We start from the raw sequence: 18,269 nt of genomic DNA on the forward strand, positions 1-18,269 counted from the left end.
CACAAGCCCCTTGAGGGGCTTGTGAAGTATAGGCCCTTATAGGGGAGCCTAAAAAACGCACGTTTTACGTGTGGATTGTTATTTTAATAAAAAAGGGCGGTGTTGAATGGGAAAACTCCCATGAACACGCGCCCTTTGAGGTTGTTGTGTGAGATTACATTTTCTCAACGGTTTTAATGCCGAGTAAATCCAATCCTTGTTTTAGCGTTCTTTCTGTTAACAACGCCAGTTTTAAGCGACTGAGTTTCACTTGCTGATCGTCGTTATTCAGAATTGGACAATGCTCGTAGAAGGAAGAGAATACGCCGGCTAATTCGTATAAATAAGCGCAAAGTACATGTGGTGTACCTTCTTTTCCAACCACTTGAACGGCCTCTTCAAATTGCAATAATTTGATTGCCAAAGCACGTTCTTTTTCATCCGTAATGCTTAATTGGGCTTGTTCTACTTCGCTTAGGGCAATTTGGCTACGATTGAAAATCGAACGAATGCGGGTGTAGGCATATTGCATATAAGGCGCCGTGTTGCCTTCAAAGCTCAACATATTGTCCCAGTCAAATACATAATCCGTGGTGCGGTTTTTGGATAAGTCCGCATATTTCACCGAACCGATACCAACAGCTTCAATCACATCAGCTTTTTCTTGCTCAGAAAGTGCGGTGGATTTTTGCGAAATTAATACGCCCGCACGTTCAATGGCTTCGTCTAATAAATCCGCCAGTTTTACGGTGTCACCACTACGGGTTTTGAACGGTTTGCCGTCTTTGCCTAACATCATGCCGAAATTTTTGTGTTCCAACTGGAAGCTATCCGGCACATAGCCTGCTTTACGAGTAATCAGCCAAGCTTGTTGCATATGTTGGCTTTGGCGCGTATCGGAGAAGACTAATGCACGGTTGGCTTTTAAGGTTTCGTAACGGTATTTGGCAGCCGCGATGTCAGTGGTGGTGTAAAGGAAACCGCCATCTTTTTTCTGCACAATAACACCCATTGGATCGCCGTCTTTATTTTTGAATTCATCCAAATAAACCACTAATGCGCCGTCATCTTCTACGGCTAAGCCTTGTTTTTTCAGATCTTCAACAATGCCCGGCAACATTGGGTTATACAAGCTTTCACCCATCACATCTTTGTCTGTTAAAGTCACGTTGAGACGATCGTAGTTGTGTTGGTTTTGTTGCATGGTAATTTTCACCAGTTTTTGCCACATGGTACGGCAATATTCATCGCCACTTTGTAATTTCACCACGTAGTTACGGGCTTTTTCGGCAAAGACCGGATCTTCGTCATAATGTTTTTTTGCCGCGCGATAAAAGGCTTCTAAATCGCTCAATTCCATTTCGGTGGCGTGTTCGTTTTCCATTTTTTCCAAATAGGCAATCAGCATACCGAATTGAGTACCCCAGTCGCCAACATGGTTAGCGCGGATAACGTGGTTACCTAAAAATTCAAGTGTGCGTACAACGGCATCGCCAATAATGGTGGAGCGTAAATGTCCCACGTGCATTTCTTTGGCAACGTTTGGGGAGGAATAGTCCACCACCACAGTTTGTTTTTCCGGATTGTGTACACCTAATTTCGGATCTTGTACCGCGCGGTTGATGTTGTCTGCCAGCCAAGTGTCTTTTAGAAAAATGTTAATAAATCCTGGGCCGGCAATTTCCGTTTTTTCTGCAATGTCTTGTAATTCGGCTTTGTCTAATACGCTTTGCGCAAATTCACGTGGGTTTAATCCCAATTTCTTGGCGGCCGGCATGATGCCGTTAGCTTGATAATCACCAAACTGCACTTTGCCCGATTGGCGAACGAGGGCTTCACATTGTGCGTCGGCACCGGCAGCGATCATCGCCTGTTTGATTTTTTCGGATAAAATAGATTGAATATTCACGGCTGAACCTTAATTTTTTGAAATAAGTTTGGGCTGATAAAAATAGCTCGATATAATACCGTTCTTTCACCTTTCAGAAAAGCCAAAAAGGAAAATTATGTCGTTTCGCTTTCCCCATAAAATGTTTGAAAAACAGACCGCACTTTTTGCCGACTTTCAGGATTTTGAGCAAAAAATTCAGGCATTGGCACAACAGATCAATTTAGATTTAAACCAATATGAAATTGATCATCTTTCGCTTCGGGTTAATTCGGCACAGAGAGCCTGTGCTTGGCTGGCATTGTTATTAAACTATGGCACCGTGCTAAGTGATAATCAAGTGAATGGGCGGGTGATTTATTTAATTGCTTTAGCGGAGCCTTTATACCTTGCAGGTCGTCCCATTGATATTGTGGAATTGCCGTTTCCTAAGGATAAAGCGTACCCGAAAGAAACATGGGAGCATATTGAAGTGGTTGTTCCATTTTTATCAGATGAAACCGCCACCGCATGGTTAGCGCGCATAAAAAATTTGTTTTTACGGAACCAATCGGCAGAATTGAAAGTCAAAACGAGCGAACCGAAAGCTGAGGGCGAAAAACTGGCTAATTTATCGGTGGCAATCAGTTTTGCGGACAAGCGCTGTAATCATGTTTGTATTAAGGTTCACCCATACAGTATTAAACAAATCGTGAATGCGGTTTGATTGTATGAAACGATTTTACTAAAATGAGTCGCCTCACTTTATGAATAAGGCGACGTAAAAATTAATCTCGTATTTAAGGAGCATTTATGAAAAAAATTGCATTCGCTGTGCTAATGAGCTTAACTCTTGTGGGTTGTGCCAATGAAGACATTTATGGCGGTAACGTCTATTCTGGCGATCAAGCAAAAGAAGCGCGTTCAATTAGCTACGGTACCATTGTTTCCACCCGTCCGGTGAAAATTCAAGCAGATAATCAAGGTGTGCTTGGTACCATTGGTGGCGGCGCTATCGGCGGTATCGCCGGTTCTGGTATCGGTGGCGGTACTGGTCAAGCGATTGCGACTGCCGTAGGCGCGGTTGCCGGTGCGGTGATTGGTAGTAAGGTAGAAGAAAAAGCCAGCCAAGTTAGTGCGCTTGAAATGGTGATTAAGAAAGATGACGGTAAAGAAATCGTTGTGGTGCAAAAAGCAGAAGCGAATCTTGTCCCGGGTGCACGTGTACGCATCGTAGGTGGTTCTCGTTTGAACGTTTCCGCACTTTAATTTGTCTTTCTAAAAAAATCAGCCCTCTTATTTTTAAGGGGGCTGATTTTTTATGGTTTATCCGTTTTAACGTTAAGCTATTTGCGCGGAAGTGAAATTTTGTTTTCTTCGCTCGGGCGATATAACACTAATACATGCCCTATCGTTTGCACCTCAGCAGCACCGGTTTCACGCACAATGGCATTGATGATCAGTTGTTTGGTTTCACGATCCGAACCGCTAATTTTCACTTTAATTAACTCATGGTGGCTGAGGGATAAATCAATTTCCGCCAATACCCCTTCAGTTAATCCGTTACCGCCCAACATCACCACCGGGCTTAAATGATGGGCAAGACTTTTTAAATATTGTTTTTGTTTGGTTGATAATGTAATCGACATAATAATCTCTTGAAAAAAGGGAGGCGGTGATTCTAAAGCAAAGTGCCTATTTTAGCGAATACATTCTGATGAAAAATAGCGCTAAAATCCACCGCACTTCCATTATTGTTTGAGGGTCTGGATATAACTCGCAACATCTTGCATATCTTGTTCGCTTAATCCTTCTTTCACGCGATTGCCGGGACCTTCAATTTTTCCGCTTTTACGATCTTGAAGTGAACTAATAATTTTCTCTTGGGAGAACGTATTCACAATTTGGGATTGTCCCATCGCTGATTTTTCAGCTTGTTTTCCGTGGCAAAGTGCACATGAACGGTTAAAAATCTTTTGTCCATGTTCAATATTGCCTTCCGCATGAACGCTTGAAATTGCACTTAATGCAATAAGAGAAAGCATAGTAGAGTAAATTTTCATGATTTTCCTTAATTGATTTTCGTTGGGGTAAAGAGTTGTTGTAAATCCTTTTCGGATAACAAACCTTCAAATTTATATATCAGTTTGCCGCTTGGGTCAATCACGAAAGACGTCGGTGTACCGACAAGTTGGTAGCGTTCGGCGGTGATTTTCATTTGATCTTTAAATACCGGCAGGGTGAGTTGTCGTTTGGTGACAATCGCTAGTGTGTCGGCCTTTTCGCCGTCGATATTCATGGCGACCAGTTGCACTTGGTTAGGGTATTTTTCCGCCCATTGTTGCAAGGTTCTTAATTCCGCAATGCAGGCGCCACAGGTTTCCGACCAGAAGTTGATGAGCACGGTTTTGCCCTGCCAGTTGCTTAACGAGGCTTTATTGCCTTGTAGATCGAAGGCGGCAATCTCCGGGGCAGGTTGGCCGATTTGCGCGGATTCCTCTTTGCAGGAAACACTGAAAAAAACGACCGCACTTATACCGAGAAAACGAAGAAAATTAGCCCGCATTTTTTTCCTCACGCAATAATTTGCCGTGTTGTAAGTAAATAATGCGGTTGGTGAGTTTGCCTAAGTCCGGGTTATGAGTCACCATGACGATCGTACGTCCTTGCCGGTTTAATTCCGTGAGTAAATTCAACACTAAATGTTCATTTGTCTCATCGAGGTTGCCGGTGGGTTCATCGGCAAAAATGACAGGCGGCTGGTTCACTAAGGCGCGCGCAATACACACCCGTTGTTGTTCCCCGCCGGAAAGTTGGCTTGGGCGGTGATTCATGCGATGCGCCAAGCCTACTTGATCTAATACGGCTTTGGCAGCGGCTTCATCGACCACGCTGTGATAATGTTGCGCCAGCATCACGTTTTCAAGCGCGGTTAAATAAGGGATGAGGTGAAATTGTTGGAACACTAAACCGATTTTTTCCGCGCGGAAACGTTGTCTGCCCGTTTCGTCCAGTTGTGCGGCATCCACACCGTCTAAAATCACTTTGCCTTCGGTTGCGGTATCCAAGCCGGTGAGAATGTTCATTAATGTGGTTTTACCTGAACCGGAGGCACCCATGATAGAGACGAATTCACCTTCGGCAATTTGAATATTAATGTCTTCAAGTGCGGTCACTTGGCCGAATCTTTTATATAAATGCTGTGTTTCAATGACTGGTTTAGCCATGTTATTCCCCTTTCAATACGTTGGCGGTTTGAATCTCTAAAGCGCGGCGGGTCGGTACGATAACCGCGATAAACGCCACTAATAAGGATAAAGTAATGGTAATCGGGAGCACCGGCAGGCGCATATCAATATAGGCTTTGAATACGGTTAAGCCGAGTACCTGTGCTAATAGATAGCCGATGATTAAGCCGCATACAATGGCGCAAAGGGCGATAATCAAGGTTTCTGCGCCGATTTGTTTAATGATGTCTCGGCTTTTCGCACCGAGAGCTTTTTGCAACGCAAATTCTTTCGCTCGTTCGCCCACAATGGCGATTAAGGTGGTGTTCACGCAAAGGGTAGCTAAAATCAAAATTACCACAGAAATCAACCCCATCAAGCCTTTGATTTTATCTAAAATTTGCCCTTCGGAGGCGGAGACTTTGCGGATCGGATGAATGTCTAAATCGGGATATTGTTGTTGCAACTGTTGGGCAAATTGATCCACTTGGCCTTGATCGTTTTTGACGTTTAACAATACGTTGGTCGCCAAGTTTTCTTTTTCCAACCAGTTTTGTGCAAAATCCAGGCTCACGATCAACATATTGTCGGTGGCATCGCCCGCTTCTACGATGGCTTTAATATTGAACTGGTGTTTATCCACGGAATTGAGGCTTAACATGAGTTTATCGCCCACGTTTAAATTAAGCCGTTCCGCGAGAGTTTTTCCGATCATGGCGTTGCGTTCGTCGAAGTTTACCCCGATAGGATTGCCTGTGATTTGCCAATAAGGTGCAAGGGTTTTCATATCTTCAAACCACACGCCCATCATCACGATTTTTTCCAAATCACTACGTGTCACGCCATATAAATAGGGGCTTGCAGCCGTGATTAAGCCTTTCGGTGCTTGGTCAAGGATCTGTTGCACTTGATCCACTTTGATTAAATTGCCGTTGCTGGGGCCAATATAAAAATTGGCGCCGAAGGTACGCAGTTCTTGGCTCATTTTGGTGTTGATGTCGAAGTACACCGCCGCCATTGCCGTCACAATGCTTGCGCCCACCGTGAGTGCGGCAAAAATGATGAATACCCGTTGCAAGCGCAGACGCAAGGCGCGTAATACCAAGCGCCAAAACATATTGATAGGTTTATTGTCTGCCATAAAGCACCTCGATAGGATAAAGACGGGCAATTCGGTGTGCCGGGAACCAAGCGCCGATCACGGCAATCAAGACGGAGAGTACCAATACGCAAGGGATAACGATCCAGGCGAAACTGAGCGGTGCGCCAAATAACGTGGCACCGATAAAACGTGCTAACCCCCAACCGGCAATGCAACCTAAGATACCGCCGATTAAGCCGCTGATGATGGCTTCGCAATAAAACAGCAAGACGATTTGCCATTGATAGGCACCGAGCGCTTTCATTAAGCCGATTTCTTTGCTACGTTCGATAATGGTTGTGGTCATTAATGAAGCAATGCCCATGGCGGCGGCAATCAGTGCGGCAAGGGTGACGACAGCGAGTAATAATTGAATTTTCTCAATGACGACGCCTTCGGAAGCCGCGACTTGCCAAATAGGGCGAACAATCGCGCCGGAAATCGCTTCTTCCAATTGATGGGAAATAGAGGAAACGTAGGCCGTGCAATACCAACGGTCATATTCCTCGGCCGCCAAACCGTCCACATTGGCGCGCGCTTTGCGGGATAAATCATTTTCCGGCACGGTGAGCGCGGAGACTTTAATTGCCTGTACCTTGCCTTCTAATCCAAGTAAATTTTGCACCGCACTTAACGGCAAAATCAGTTGTTGTTCTTCTGTTCCGCCGGTTTTAACAATACCTTTCACGATGGCGGTCATGTGTTGTGGTGACGCACTTTCTTCCGCCTGATAACTTAAGGTAATCACATCGCCGATTTTCCATTGCTGTTGCTTGGCAAGCTGGGCACCGAGTAGGGCAGGAATCTGTTCACCAAAATCATCAGTAGCATCATCCACCCATTCGCCTTCTACTTGCCAATAAGGACTGATGATTTTTTGCCCGGTATGGTAATCCTCTTCATCCGGCACAGGAATATTATGATCAAAAAATGTCCCGAGGATGCTCACATCGTTTTCTGCGCCGTTAGCCACGCGAGCTTTCACCTGCGTGCTCAGTAAGGGGGCGAACCCCACAATATTGCTGCGCCAGAAAATGTCTTTCACATTCGGCAGTTCTTTTTCATCTAAAAAATCTTGCGTAGCGAGGGAACTACGACCGCTGACATCATCCGGCAAAACGGCACTGCTAGCCGGTTCCACCAAAATATTGGCACCGTAAGATTTCAATTCTTTTGCCATTTTGTCACCAATGTCGATGGACACGGCGAGCAAGGCGGAAATCAAACCGGCAGCGAGGAAAATGGTGACAATGGCAAGAAACTTACGTTTTAAACCATAACGCCAAGATTGAAATAACATTCGCGCTAACATGATTATTTTTCCTCCTTGGCGGTTGAGGCTTCATCGGTTTTGTTTAAATAGGCCTCAGGATTATCACGGAACAGTTCTAAGTTCTTTTCATCAGTAAAGAAATAGGTTTTGCCTTCATGGTTGTATTTGTGTTCCGTTTTAGTGTTGGTCAATTTCTTACCATTGACGGGATCCACCACTTCAATTTCAATGATCGTACTGAAATAGTTCAAACCTTCTTCCAAGTTTTTCTTGTTGATGACTACTTCTGTCTCTGTTTGTTTCCAATCATCGATTGGCACAGGATTGCAACCGCCCGGTTTGCCGATGGAAGGGGTAAACATACGGACGCCACAACCTACGCATACCACTTGGTTGCCTTCCATTACATAACCTTGGTCGCCACATAAAATGCAGGCATCGAATACGGCGGCAAGACTGAGTTTGTCGGGCAGACGATTAATAATGAAGAAACGTACCGCTTTGCCATCGTCGGCAACCCAAAGAAAACGGTGTAATTTGCCGTCTTTTACTTGTTCGATTGGGATGTATACGTTGTTTTCCCCATCTAAGGTGACTCTTTGCGCTTCCGAAAGTTGTGGCGGCTGGGACGCAATTCTGTCCCAATAAAGCTGGGAAACAAGGATGATAGCGGTTGCGACTAAACCGTAAGCGATAATTTTGCCGGAAGTCCGTTTGGCGGCAATGGCTTTACGTTTTTCAATCGGGTCTTGTTCTTGGTTAGCTTGATGAAGGCGTGGTAAGTGTGTTTTGAAAGCAAATAGGCACACAATAAATGCCAATACCGCGACGTTAATATAATTCAAATAGATGGAAATATTGCCTGATTTTGCCGCAAAACTTAACCGCACTTTTGTGAGATCTATCACTTGGAGCTTCATTAAAATCAACAAGATATCGCCCATTAATGGGGTTATTAATAGCAGTGTGAAAAGGGAGGTTAAGAAAACAGAAAGTGCGGTCGTTTTTCCGGACGTTTTTTGTTGTTGAAATAAAATAAATAGCCAACCGGCGACAATAATGCAGAAAATAACGCCCAAAATGATCGCACTGAATTGAAGTAAAAAATCGGTGTTAATGACGTCTGTGCCGGTGATAGACGCAATATTAGGATCTTTTGCCCACAAGTGTCCGGCAAGCATAGACAACATAATATGCCAAAAGGTATTGAGTTTTTGCCAATGGATAAATTGGGTGAAATAAGCAAACAATAAAATACACAATGCAATAATGGCAACGGCGAGTTTTGCACTTTGTGTTGCAGGTAAATTCAGCGAGATGAGGCTACCGATAAAAAATCCGAAAAGAGAAAGCCAAATGAGTTTTTTCGCATTGGCGTTCGGGTAATGCGCCCAACTGCAACTGAGCAAAATAGAAATAGGGAGTAGGGTTTGAATGAGGAAAACAAAAAAATAGTTCATAGCTTACTCCGAAAGGGTGAATGAATCATATCGCTTATTTGAGCATCAGAGATTATGCTCTAGCATAAAAAAACACCTTGAGTGATTTCAAGGTGTTTTTTAGTTAACACCTGAAAGGCTTATTTCAAACCGGTGAATTTGAATTCATAGTTAACATCAAACGGTTTCCACCAACGGCCAACACCGGTTTCTTCGTCAGTGTGACGGTGCATACCGGCTTTTGGTGGCGGGTCAATGTGATAGGTTAATTTATAGTTACCCACGCCCATCATTTTGATGTTTGCTCCGTAGTGAGGGCCGTCGCTGGCAACCATCGGCATGAAGGTGCCTTCTTGTTTTTCACCGGTGTCGCTGTTTACTAGGGTATATTGAATGGTTAAGTAAGGCATCCATTCGCCTTCACCGAAACCGTTTTTGTTACCTTTGGTGGCGTGAATATCCGCTTCTAAGTGAATATCGGATTTCGCTGCCGGCAAGCCCATGCCACGAGGTTCCATGTCAACCGGTTGCAAATACACGGCAGCAATTTCCATTTCGTTCATAGTTACCGGTTCACCGACAGGGAACTCTTTGAAGCCTAAGGCTGCCGGTGCGGTGATCATGCCCGCTAAAAGTGCGGTGGCGATTAATGTTTTTTTCATACTTAGTTTCTCCTTAACTGAATAAGTATAGCTTGTGCGACATTAAGCAGATTTTCTGCTTTGGTACTTCATATAAATGAATGCAAAAACAGCAGCCACCAACAAGACAGCCTGCGGAACCAATGTTTCTACATAAGGATAAATACCCAACCATGAGATTTCCTTGATACCGGAAACCAAGGTTGGTTCAAATAATTTGCCTTCGATAAGCTCTAGTACGCTTTTACCGGCAAACACAAAGGCCATTAAATACATGAATGAGCCGGTGAACATAAAGAACGGTTTAAGCGGTAATTTCACCACGGTATAGCGCATGAGGAAATAGCATACGGCTAGAATTATCACGCCAAGGAAGAAACCGCCGAAAAGATAGAAATAATCCACCGCACTTTGTGCATCGCCGGCGAGGGCATAGTAGAACAACACGGTTTCTGCGCCTTCACGATACACGGCAAGGAAACTGGTCAGCCACAGACCTACAAGAGAGCCGGTGGTGAGCGCGGTAGAGAGTTTGCCTTCCAAATAGCGTTTCCAGTTTTGCGCTTCCACTTTGGAAAGCAACCAGTAACTCATCATGAACAACATCACCACAGCTATCATCATTGTGAAGCCTTCCAACAATTCTCGGCTGGCGCCGGAATTAGAGAAAATAAGTTGGAAGATCACGGCAGTAATAAGGCTACCGAGTAATGCCACATAGACGGATTGACGAATGACAGGTAGTTTGTCCTGATGGTTGTTTTTTACTAAATATGCCACGATGGCAGCAACAATTAATAACGCCTCCAAGCCTTCACGCAAGATGATTAATAAGCTGTATAAGAACAGACTCCAGGCGGTTTGTTCTCCGCCCTGTAATATCTCTACAGCTTTACTTAAATCTTGACTTAATCCTTGCGCTTGTTCTTGTAACTTTTCTTTCTCTGCGCCGGCTTTCATTAAGCTCACCAAACGGGTGAAATAGCCTTCTAATTGTGTTTTGAAATTGCTGTCGCGGGAACCCACTTTGTTTTCCATGCCAGTGCTTTCAAAAATGTCAAAGTAGGTATCTTGCACGGCTAACATGGCTTTTTTGGCTTCGCCTTGTTCATATAAGGCTATCGCTTGTTGAATGCCTGCGTTCACTTGTGCACTAACCTGCGACCAGTCTTTGTCCTGCGTGGTATCCGTGATAGTTTGATTGGCAGGCTGTTCCACTTGTGTATCACGGGTGGTTGGTAAGTCAGGCAGTTGCTCTTCGACGTCTTGTAATAACGTCGTGATTTGATAACCGAAATTGCTGATTTGATCCGGTTGTTCGCTCAGTTTGATTAAATCATAAAACTGTTGATTAAGATTGCCGGAAATGGCGGCGGAACGATTTTGGCGAATGGACATTTCCATTTCGGAGTTTTTATACCCATCGTATTGCGCTTGTTGCACCAGTTTTTTGGCGGTTGCGTAATCTTTCGCTTCATACGCCGTCATGGCTTGAGCTAATAAATCATCGATGGTTTTAAAGCTTTTTTGCCAATGCGGGGCGATAGTTTGGTTTTCATATACGCCATGTTGCGCGGAGGCGTTAAGTTGATGCCCCTCTTTTAAAGAAGGAAGCACTTCTTGCAATTCGGCTTTGAGACTGTCAATTTTGGCTTTAACTTGATCTTGTGGCAGACCGTCACCAATCATCTTGCGAATTTCGCCAAAGGTGGCTTCCATTTGATAGCTTTTTTGTGCGGAAAAGTTAATACGAATAGGGCCTTCAAGATTTTCAAATACTTCAAAATAGGCCATTTGGACTTCAGTTCGGGCGTCATCTATTTTATTTTCGGCATAAAGTGCGGTGGTTTTATCCAAGCGATTTTCAATGTCTTGTACCCATTGCTGATAGTTATCTTCTGCGTGGGTAAATGCTGAAAACAGAAGCATAAAACTAAAAAGAACAGATTGAGACCAACGGGAAAAACACATGCGCATCTCCTTGATTTATTGCATTTGCCTATAGATATAATTGAGAATAATTATCCTCTAATGAATTTTTAGTGCAAGTAAATTCTTGTTTGATCTCTGAGGTAGATCACAAAATGAGCTTTTTTATGGCGCATAAAAAAGGAAAGTTTGGCAACTTTCCTTTTTATCTCATGGAGGGGATGTTTTAGTTTTGTGCTAAATCATCAATGACAAGATAGATTTTCGCCACTGGGCCATGTACGCCGACCACTTTGATTAATTCAATATCTGCCGTGGAACTTGGGCCGGAAATGATATTAATACAAGAAGGCATACGTTCGCCCTGTTGCGCTTTGTCGTGTAACACTTTTGCCAGTTGCGCCACGCGTGGCAAGATCTTGCTTTTGCGTACAACGACAATGGATTTCTCCGGCAGTAAGCTCACAGAACGACCACGTTCGGCTTGGGAAAATAGCACGATGCCGCCCGATTCGGTTAAACCGTATTCGGCGTAAACGATCCCAATATTGGCTTGTTCCGATTTGGTAATGTTGGCGTCCGCCTGTTCCAGTGACCAAATATGGCAAGTGTATTTTTCTTGAACCGCTTGGGTAATACCGAGTTCCTCCAGACGAGGGTCGTCATTTAACACGATATTGCCGCCACCGTATTTTTCGCAAAGCTCAAGTGCGGTCTGTTTTGCTAACGTTTCTGACGTCACAACCACATCCACCATCATCACTTTGGCGAAGTTTACAAATTCTTCGCAAAGTTCTGCTTGGGTGAGATGGGTCAGGCGTTCTGTTGGGTAAGTATTCACCGGTGTCGCCATCGTTTCAGGCACATTAGCACGTTGTTTACCCATTTTGGCTGCCAATTTATTGAGGAAGTTTTCTCTATTTTGTAAATCCATTAGTTTGCTCCTCTTTTGTTAAACCATTGACGGAAGCTTTCTCCTTCAGGTGTCGGTAAATCACGGGCTTTTGTCCATTCTGCCAAGGCTCCCATTTTAATTGGCGCTTTGCCGTTCTTAATGAGTTTACCCGCTAATTTGGCGCCGGTGTTTACACCGATTTTCCATAAGGTTGGATGGGCGTTGGCAAAGCCAAAACCGAAAATGGATAAGCGTTCCAAGGCTGGCGTTTTACCTTGTTCCACCATTTTTTCACGGTGTTTTAAAATCAGTTGCGCTAACGGAATGCGTACCGGACAAACGGAGTTACAGGCATTACACAAGGAACAGGCATATGGCAATTCTTTGAATTCATCATAGCCGCCAAGTAATGGCGAAATCACTGCACCAATTGGGCCCGGATAAATAGAGCCATAACCATGACCACCGATTTGACGGTAAGCCGGGCAAGTATTTAAGCAGGCACCGCAACGAATACAACGTAAAACTTCTTGGAATTCGGAAGCCAGAATATCGGAACGACCGTTATCGACAATCACTAAATGGAATTCTTCCGGGCCATCGGTTTCGCCGGCAAGACGAGGGCCGGTAAGCCATGTGTTGTAACCGGTTAATCTGGCGCCCACCGCACTACGTGCCAGCATGGTAATTAACACGTCTACTTCTTGGAACGTCGGTGCCAAGCGTTCCATCCCCATTACGGCAATGTGGGTTTTCGGTAGAGTAGTGGCTAAACGCAAGTTACCTTCATTCGTAACTAAACAAACAGAGCCGGTTTCCGCCACAGCAAAATTACAACCGCTGATGCCGATGTCTGCTTCTAAGAAATCCTGACGAATTTTTTCACGCACGAAACGGGTCATGTCTTCCGGGGTTTCTGCACCTTCATAACCGAGTTTTTCATGTAAATCTTTACGAATTTGGTGACGATCTTTATGAATCGCAGGTACCACGATGTGAGACGGCTTATCACCGGAAATTTGCAGTAAATATTCCCCTAAATCGGTTTCAATGACTTGCATGCCCTCTTTTTCCAACACGCCATTTAACCCGATTTCTTCGGTTACCATGGATTTGGATTTCACGATTTTCTTGGCATTTTTTTTCAGCGCAACTTGGCGAATGTATTCGGTGGCTTCTTCGGCGGTTTCGGCAAAATAAACTTTACCGCCGTTTTCCATGACTTTTTCGCTCAGTTGGTATAAATAGGCATCAAGGTTTGCTAAAACGTGGTTACGGATTTGTTTCGACAAATCACGCCATTCTTCCCAGTGGCCTAACTCATCCACCATTTTTTGACGGTTTGTGCCGATGGTTTCTTGCGCTTTTACCACGGCTTTACGCATGATTTCATTATGGACTTCGCGATCAACGCGTGCTTTAAATGCAAGATTGCTGGTTTTTAATGACATACTTTATTACTCCTGCATTAACACTTCTGCGATGTGCATCACTTTGATTTTGCTACCTTCACGTTGTAGGCGACCACCAATATTGAGTAAACAGCTCACGTCTGCGCCAATTAAGTATTCAGGTTCGACTTCCTCAACGTGTTCCACTTTTTCTTTTACCATTTCACCGGAAATTTCTGCCATTTTGACCGAGAACGTGCCACCAAATCCGCAACAGGTTTGTTGATTGTGAATGGGTAACAGTTCCAAACCTTTAACGTGTTTTAGTAATGTGATCGGCTCATCCACGATGCCAAGTTTACGGAAAAGACTGCAGGAGGGGTGATAAACTGCACGACCCGGTAGATGGGCACCGATGTCGGTCACGCCGAGTTTATTGACGATAAAATCCGTTAAGTCATAGAAACGAGCGGAGACTTTTTTCGCGCGTTCCGCCCATTCCGGTTCATTGGCGCGGGTGAAGTAATCCGGGTAATTTTTAACGGCATAAACGCAAGAACCGGCAGGGGCGACGATAGGGTAATCGTTGGCTTCAAAGGTTTCGACCAAGTTTTTCATGCCGGGAAGGGCTTGTTTGGTATAGCCGCTGTTTAACGCAGGTTGTCCGCAGCAACCTTGTTTTTCCAAAAAGGTCACCTGACAGCCCAACTTTTCCAGTAATAGAACGGTGTTTTTCGCCACACCGCTCTTTACTACGTCGGCAATACAGGTCACGTAGAAATTCACATTCATAGTAATACTCCAATATTCAAAAAGAAAAATCAGTTAAAAAATTAAATGACGACCGCAAAAGTGCGGTCGTTTTTTGAGTTAATTTTATATGTTGCCGCTACAACGTGTATAACAACGGAATTAACAGGGTGGCACAAAGTGCAGCAATAATACCGTAAATCACCATTGGAATGATCGTGGTTTTGATGATGGTGCCTTCTTGATTTTGAATGTTTAATACGGAGGACACGGCAACGATATTATTAATACATACCATGTTACCCATTGCACCACCGACTGATTGTAGTGCCAAGATTAATGCGACGGATAAACCGGTCGTTTCTGCAGTGGATAATTGTACACTACCGAATGTTAGGTTCGATACGGTGTTAGAACCGGAGAAGAACGCACCGACTGCACCAAGGTAAGAGGAGAAAATCGTCCAGTCATCGCCGGTGACTTCTGCAAAGGTGCGGCCAATAATTTTCACCATAGAATGTTCGCCACCCACTAACATTAAGTTCACCATTACTAAGGCACCCATTAAGGCGATAAATGGATTTTTGGATTGTTTTAAGCTGGTGGAAAAAATATCTTTGATTTTGGCACCGGAAACGCCGAATACCGGAATCGCGATTAATACGGTGATAACAAATGGAATTAATGCCGGCACATAAAGCAATTTATAGCTGGAGGAAACATCTGATCCGAAGATATTTTTTAGGCTGAAGATAAGGCCTTTACTGATTTCGAATGTCCCTAATGAACCTAAGGCGGTAGTAAACCAAACGGTGGTATCGTTCATCATCGCTTTAAACGGCAGTTGGTGAATACGTGTTACGACTAAAAACGCAATTAACAAACCGGTAGGGAAGAGGGCTTTAACCACTTGACCGGTAGTTACCGCATTGCTATCCAATGTGTTTTCGACTTTTGCTAACCCGATATTGCGATTTGCCGCCCAGACGGAAACAAACAACCCGATTGCGCCGCCCACTAAAGATGGGAATTCATAGTTAAATTGTGCAATCAGTAAATAAGGCACGACGCAAGCAAAGACACTGATATAAATAAAGACCAAGTTTTGGCGAATATCTTTCCAGCTGACGAGTACACGCAATGCCAACAATGGGATAAGCAGGGCTGCCACAGAGTGAATCAGTGCTGTGATGGAGCCGACTTCTAGTACCATGTCTTCAGACAATTTAAGCGGACCAAAACCGAACCATGTTGGTGTGCCGACCGCACCGAAAGACACCGGAACGGAGTTCATAATTAAGGCAAGCATCGCGACTTTTAATGGGTTAAAACCTAAGCCCATCAGAATTGGCGCGGCAATGGCGGCTGGCGTACCGAAACCACTGGCGCCTTCAATCATAAAGGCAAACGCCCAACCGATAATCATCAGTTGCGCCACCGGATTTGGGTTAATGTTACCCAACCATTTACGCATAATGTCAGTTGCACCGGAGACTTCACTGAAACGGTTAAATAAAATCGCACCGAAAATAACGGTGATCGGGGTTTGTACGGCAACGATCGCAGACGCGATGTTTGCACTGATCGTGACAATATCCGTATGGAAGTGCAATAAATGCACGACCATCACCAGCACTGCCACCCAAGGTAAAGCAACATAAGACGGTAAGGCATTACGCTTAACCATGAGATAAATGAGTAAAACAATGGGGAATACGCTTAGGAAAAAAGACATATTGGCTCCTGTATCATAAATGGGACATTAAAACATTTGTCGCATTTTATGGAGTAGTCTTAAAAAAAATATACCTATTTTGGGAAAATGTGATCTAGTTATCAAAAAAAGTTAACATTTTATTAAAATTTGTGATCTCGTTAACTTAATTGTTTCAGCCATGCTTAAAATCTTGCTTTCTCGGCTCAAGTGCGGTCAAAAAAAAGCGTGTTTTTCACTGTCTTGTGGCGTATATTCTGTTATGCTTTTCGCCTTTCTTGACAACATAATTTTTAACATAGGAGTAACAATCGATGACCAGTGCTTCATTAATTAGTCAACTTCGTCAAATTGTCGGCGACAAATATTTGATTACCGACCCAAGCCAATCGGAAGCCTATCGTAGCGGTTATCGTTTTGGGAATGGAAACGCGTTGGCGGTGGTTCGACCGGGAAATTTAACGGAATTTTGGGCGATTCTTAAAGCGTGTGTGGCAGCCGATGTCATTGTTATCGCCCAAGCCGCCAATACCGGTTTAACCGGCGGTTCTACGCCCGATGGCAATGACTATGATCGCGACATTGTGATTATCAACGCCATGCGCATTTCAGGTATTCAATTAATTAATGATGCACAACAAGTGGTTTGTTTGCCGGGTTCTACGCTAAATGAATTAGAGATCGCTTTAAAACCGCACGGACGCGAACCGCACTCTGTCATCGGTTCTTCCTGTATTGGGGCCTCGGTGATCGGCGGTATTTGTAATAACTCCGGTGGGGCGTTGGTACAACGTGGTCCGGCTTACACAGAAATGGCGCTTTATGCGCAATTAACAGAGCAGGGCGAATTACAACTGGTGAATCACTTAGGCATTGATTTAGGTGAAACGCCGGAAGAAATGTTAGCGAATTTAGAGAACCAACGTTATCAACGCAAAGACATCCAATTAGATTGTGGCAAAGGTCACGACCATGCTTACTGCAACCATGTACGCCAAGTGGATGAAGACAGCCCGGCACGTTTCAACGCGGATCCGGCGCGTCATTATGAGGCGTCCGGTTGTGCAGGGAAATTAGCGATTTTTGCGGTACGGTTAGATACCTTTGTGGCAGAGAAAAATACGGCGGTATTTTATATTGGCACTAATCAAACAGAGACATTAAATGATCTTCGTCGTCATATGTTGGCTAATTTTAAACAGCTACCGATTTCCGGCGAATATATTCACCGCGATGCGTTTGATGTGGCAGCTAAGTACGGCAAAGATACGTTTTGGGTGATTAAAAAATTTGGTACGCATTGGTTACCGAAATTGTTTGCTTTGAAAGCCAAAGTCGATCGATGGGCGAAAAAAATAGATTTCTTGCCAAACCATCTCAGTGATAAGATGATGCAAACCCTCTCTCGTATTTTGCCGGAACATTTGCCGAAAAAATTATGGCAATATCGTGATCAATACGAACATCACTTAATTGTTAAAATGGGCGGTGATGGCGTACAGGAAGCCAGGGATTATTTAACCTCTTACTTTAAAGAGAGCAGCAAAGGCGCTTTCTTTGAATGTGATGCTGTAGAAACGCAAGCGGCAATGTTACACCGCTTTGCTGTGGCTTCAGCAGCGATTCGTTATCGTGCGATTCATGAAAAAGAGGTGGAAGATATTGTGGCACTGGATATTGCATTACGCCGCAATGATCGTGAGTGGTTTGAAACACTGCCGCCTGAGATCGACCAAAAAATCAGTCATAAATTGTATTACGGGCATTTTATGTGTCATGTTTTCCATCAGGATTACATCGTTAAAAAAGGCCATGATTGCATGGAATTGGAACATCAAATGCTAGAATTGCTTGATAAGCGTGGCGCACAATACCCGGCGGAACACAACGTGGGGCATTTGTATGAAGCCAAGCCGGAGTTGCGTAAATTCTATAAATCTCTTGATCCGACAAATAGCTTCAATCCGGGGCTGGGGCATACCTCGAAGAAAAAATACTGGGAATAACCCATTGACTAATAAGG

Annotated in this window: 17 protein-coding genes; 3 read left to right on the forward strand and 14 right to left on the reverse strand. The window is 44.1% G+C overall.

Features of this window, described 5'->3' with window-relative positions:
* Positions 1 to 154: 154 nt before the first annotated feature.
* Positions 155 to 1,888: an arginine--tRNA ligase gene (argS, locus tag Q0203_RS05535; protein WP_297930135.1), complete on the reverse strand. Its 1,734-nt coding sequence runs from the start codon at positions 1,886 to 1,888 to the stop codon at positions 155 to 157.
* 97 nt (positions 1,889 to 1,985) lie between these two features.
* Between argS and Q0203_RS05540 the strand changes: the two genes are divergently transcribed.
* Positions 1,986 to 2,573, forward strand: a complete 588-nt coding sequence (locus Q0203_RS05540; RefSeq protein ID WP_297930138.1) for a VOC family protein — start codon at positions 1,986 to 1,988, stop codon at positions 2,571 to 2,573.
* Between the two features lie 86 nt (positions 2,574 to 2,659).
* Positions 2,660 to 3,115 (forward strand): glycine zipper 2TM domain-containing protein, encoded by a 456-nt coding sequence (locus Q0203_RS05545; RefSeq protein ID WP_021616729.1) that lies wholly within the window; start codon positions 2,660 to 2,662, stop codon positions 3,113 to 3,115.
* Between the two features lie 77 nt (positions 3,116 to 3,192).
* On the opposite strand, the gene yhbY is transcribed toward Q0203_RS05545, so the two are convergent.
* The 13 genes from yhbY to Q0203_RS05610 all read right to left on the reverse strand — a co-directional run bounded on the left by yhbY (position 3,193) and on the right by Q0203_RS05610 (position 16,288).
* Complete coding sequence (gene yhbY / locus Q0203_RS05550) at positions 3,193 to 3,495, reverse strand: ribosome assembly RNA-binding protein YhbY (protein WP_297930142.1); 303 nt, start codon at positions 3,493 to 3,495, stop codon at positions 3,193 to 3,195.
* Between the two features lie 102 nt (positions 3,496 to 3,597).
* Positions 3,598 to 3,909 carry a c-type cytochrome gene (locus Q0203_RS05555; protein ID WP_296026827.1) on the reverse strand — a complete coding sequence of 104 codons (312 nt, stop codon included), beginning with the start codon at positions 3,907 to 3,909 and terminating at the stop codon, positions 3,598 to 3,600.
* An 8-nt stretch (positions 3,910 to 3,917) separates the two neighbouring features.
* A complete protein-coding gene (locus Q0203_RS05560; protein WP_297930145.1) occupies positions 3,918 to 4,412 on the reverse strand; it encodes a TlpA disulfide reductase family protein in 495 nt (164 codons plus the stop codon).
* Positions 4,402 to 5,073 (reverse strand): ABC transporter ATP-binding protein, encoded by a 672-nt coding sequence (locus Q0203_RS05565; RefSeq protein WP_021616725.1) that lies wholly within the window; start codon positions 5,071 to 5,073, stop codon positions 4,402 to 4,404. Before Q0203_RS05565 ends, Q0203_RS05560 begins: the two co-directional genes overlap by 11 nt.
* A 1-nt stretch (position 5,074) precedes the next feature.
* Positions 5,075 to 6,214, reverse strand: a complete 1,140-nt coding sequence (locus Q0203_RS05570; protein ID WP_297930150.1) for an FtsX-like permease family protein — start codon at positions 6,212 to 6,214, stop codon at positions 5,075 to 5,077.
* Positions 6,201 to 7,526, reverse strand: a complete 1,326-nt coding sequence (locus tag Q0203_RS05575) for an ABC transporter permease (RefSeq protein WP_297930154.1) — start codon at positions 7,524 to 7,526, stop codon at positions 6,201 to 6,203. The genes Q0203_RS05570 and Q0203_RS05575 overlap by 14 nt, the downstream gene beginning before the upstream one ends.
* A gap of 2 nt (positions 7,527 to 7,528) precedes the next feature.
* Positions 7,529 to 8,947, reverse strand: a complete 1,419-nt coding sequence (locus Q0203_RS05580) for a Fe-S-containing protein (protein WP_297930156.1) — start codon at positions 8,945 to 8,947, stop codon at positions 7,529 to 7,531.
* Between the two features lie 119 nt (positions 8,948 to 9,066).
* Entirely contained in the window at positions 9,067 to 9,588 is a 522-nt protein-coding gene (locus tag Q0203_RS05585) for an iron transporter (protein WP_006718557.1), read from the reverse strand.
* A gap of 42 nt (positions 9,589 to 9,630) precedes the next feature.
* Positions 9,631 to 11,538, reverse strand: coding sequence for an FTR1 family protein (locus Q0203_RS05590; protein WP_297930159.1), 1,908 nt, complete (start codon positions 11,536 to 11,538; stop codon positions 9,631 to 9,633).
* 184 nt (positions 11,539 to 11,722) lie between these two features.
* Positions 11,723 to 12,430, reverse strand: a complete 708-nt coding sequence (locus Q0203_RS05595; protein ID WP_297930161.1) for a lactate utilization protein C — start codon at positions 12,428 to 12,430, stop codon at positions 11,723 to 11,725.
* Positions 12,430 to 13,842 carry a LutB/LldF family L-lactate oxidation iron-sulfur protein gene (locus Q0203_RS05600; protein WP_297930163.1) on the reverse strand — a complete coding sequence of 471 codons (1,413 nt, stop codon included), beginning with the start codon at positions 13,840 to 13,842 and terminating at the stop codon, positions 12,430 to 12,432. Before Q0203_RS05600 ends, Q0203_RS05595 begins: the two co-directional genes overlap by 1 nt.
* Before the next feature lie 6 nt (positions 13,843 to 13,848).
* Positions 13,849 to 14,574 carry a (Fe-S)-binding protein gene (locus tag Q0203_RS05605; RefSeq protein WP_297930166.1) on the reverse strand — a complete coding sequence of 242 codons (726 nt, stop codon included), beginning with the start codon at positions 14,572 to 14,574 and terminating at the stop codon, positions 13,849 to 13,851.
* A 97-nt stretch (positions 14,575 to 14,671) separates the two neighbouring features.
* Positions 14,672 to 16,288 (reverse strand): lactate permease LctP family transporter, encoded by a 1,617-nt coding sequence (locus tag Q0203_RS05610; RefSeq protein ID WP_297930255.1) that lies wholly within the window; start codon positions 16,286 to 16,288, stop codon positions 14,672 to 14,674.
* A gap of 272 nt (positions 16,289 to 16,560) precedes the next feature.
* Between Q0203_RS05610 and dld the strand changes: the two genes are divergently transcribed.
* On the forward strand, positions 16,561 to 18,252 hold the full coding sequence (gene dld, locus Q0203_RS05615; RefSeq protein ID WP_297930169.1) for a D-lactate dehydrogenase: 1,692 nt from the start codon (positions 16,561 to 16,563) through the stop codon (positions 18,250 to 18,252).
* Positions 18,253 to 18,269 lie beyond the last annotated feature (17 nt).

The organism is uncultured Aggregatibacter sp., assembly GCF_938046485.1.
Classification (GTDB): Bacteria; Pseudomonadota; Gammaproteobacteria; order Enterobacterales; family Pasteurellaceae; genus Aggregatibacter.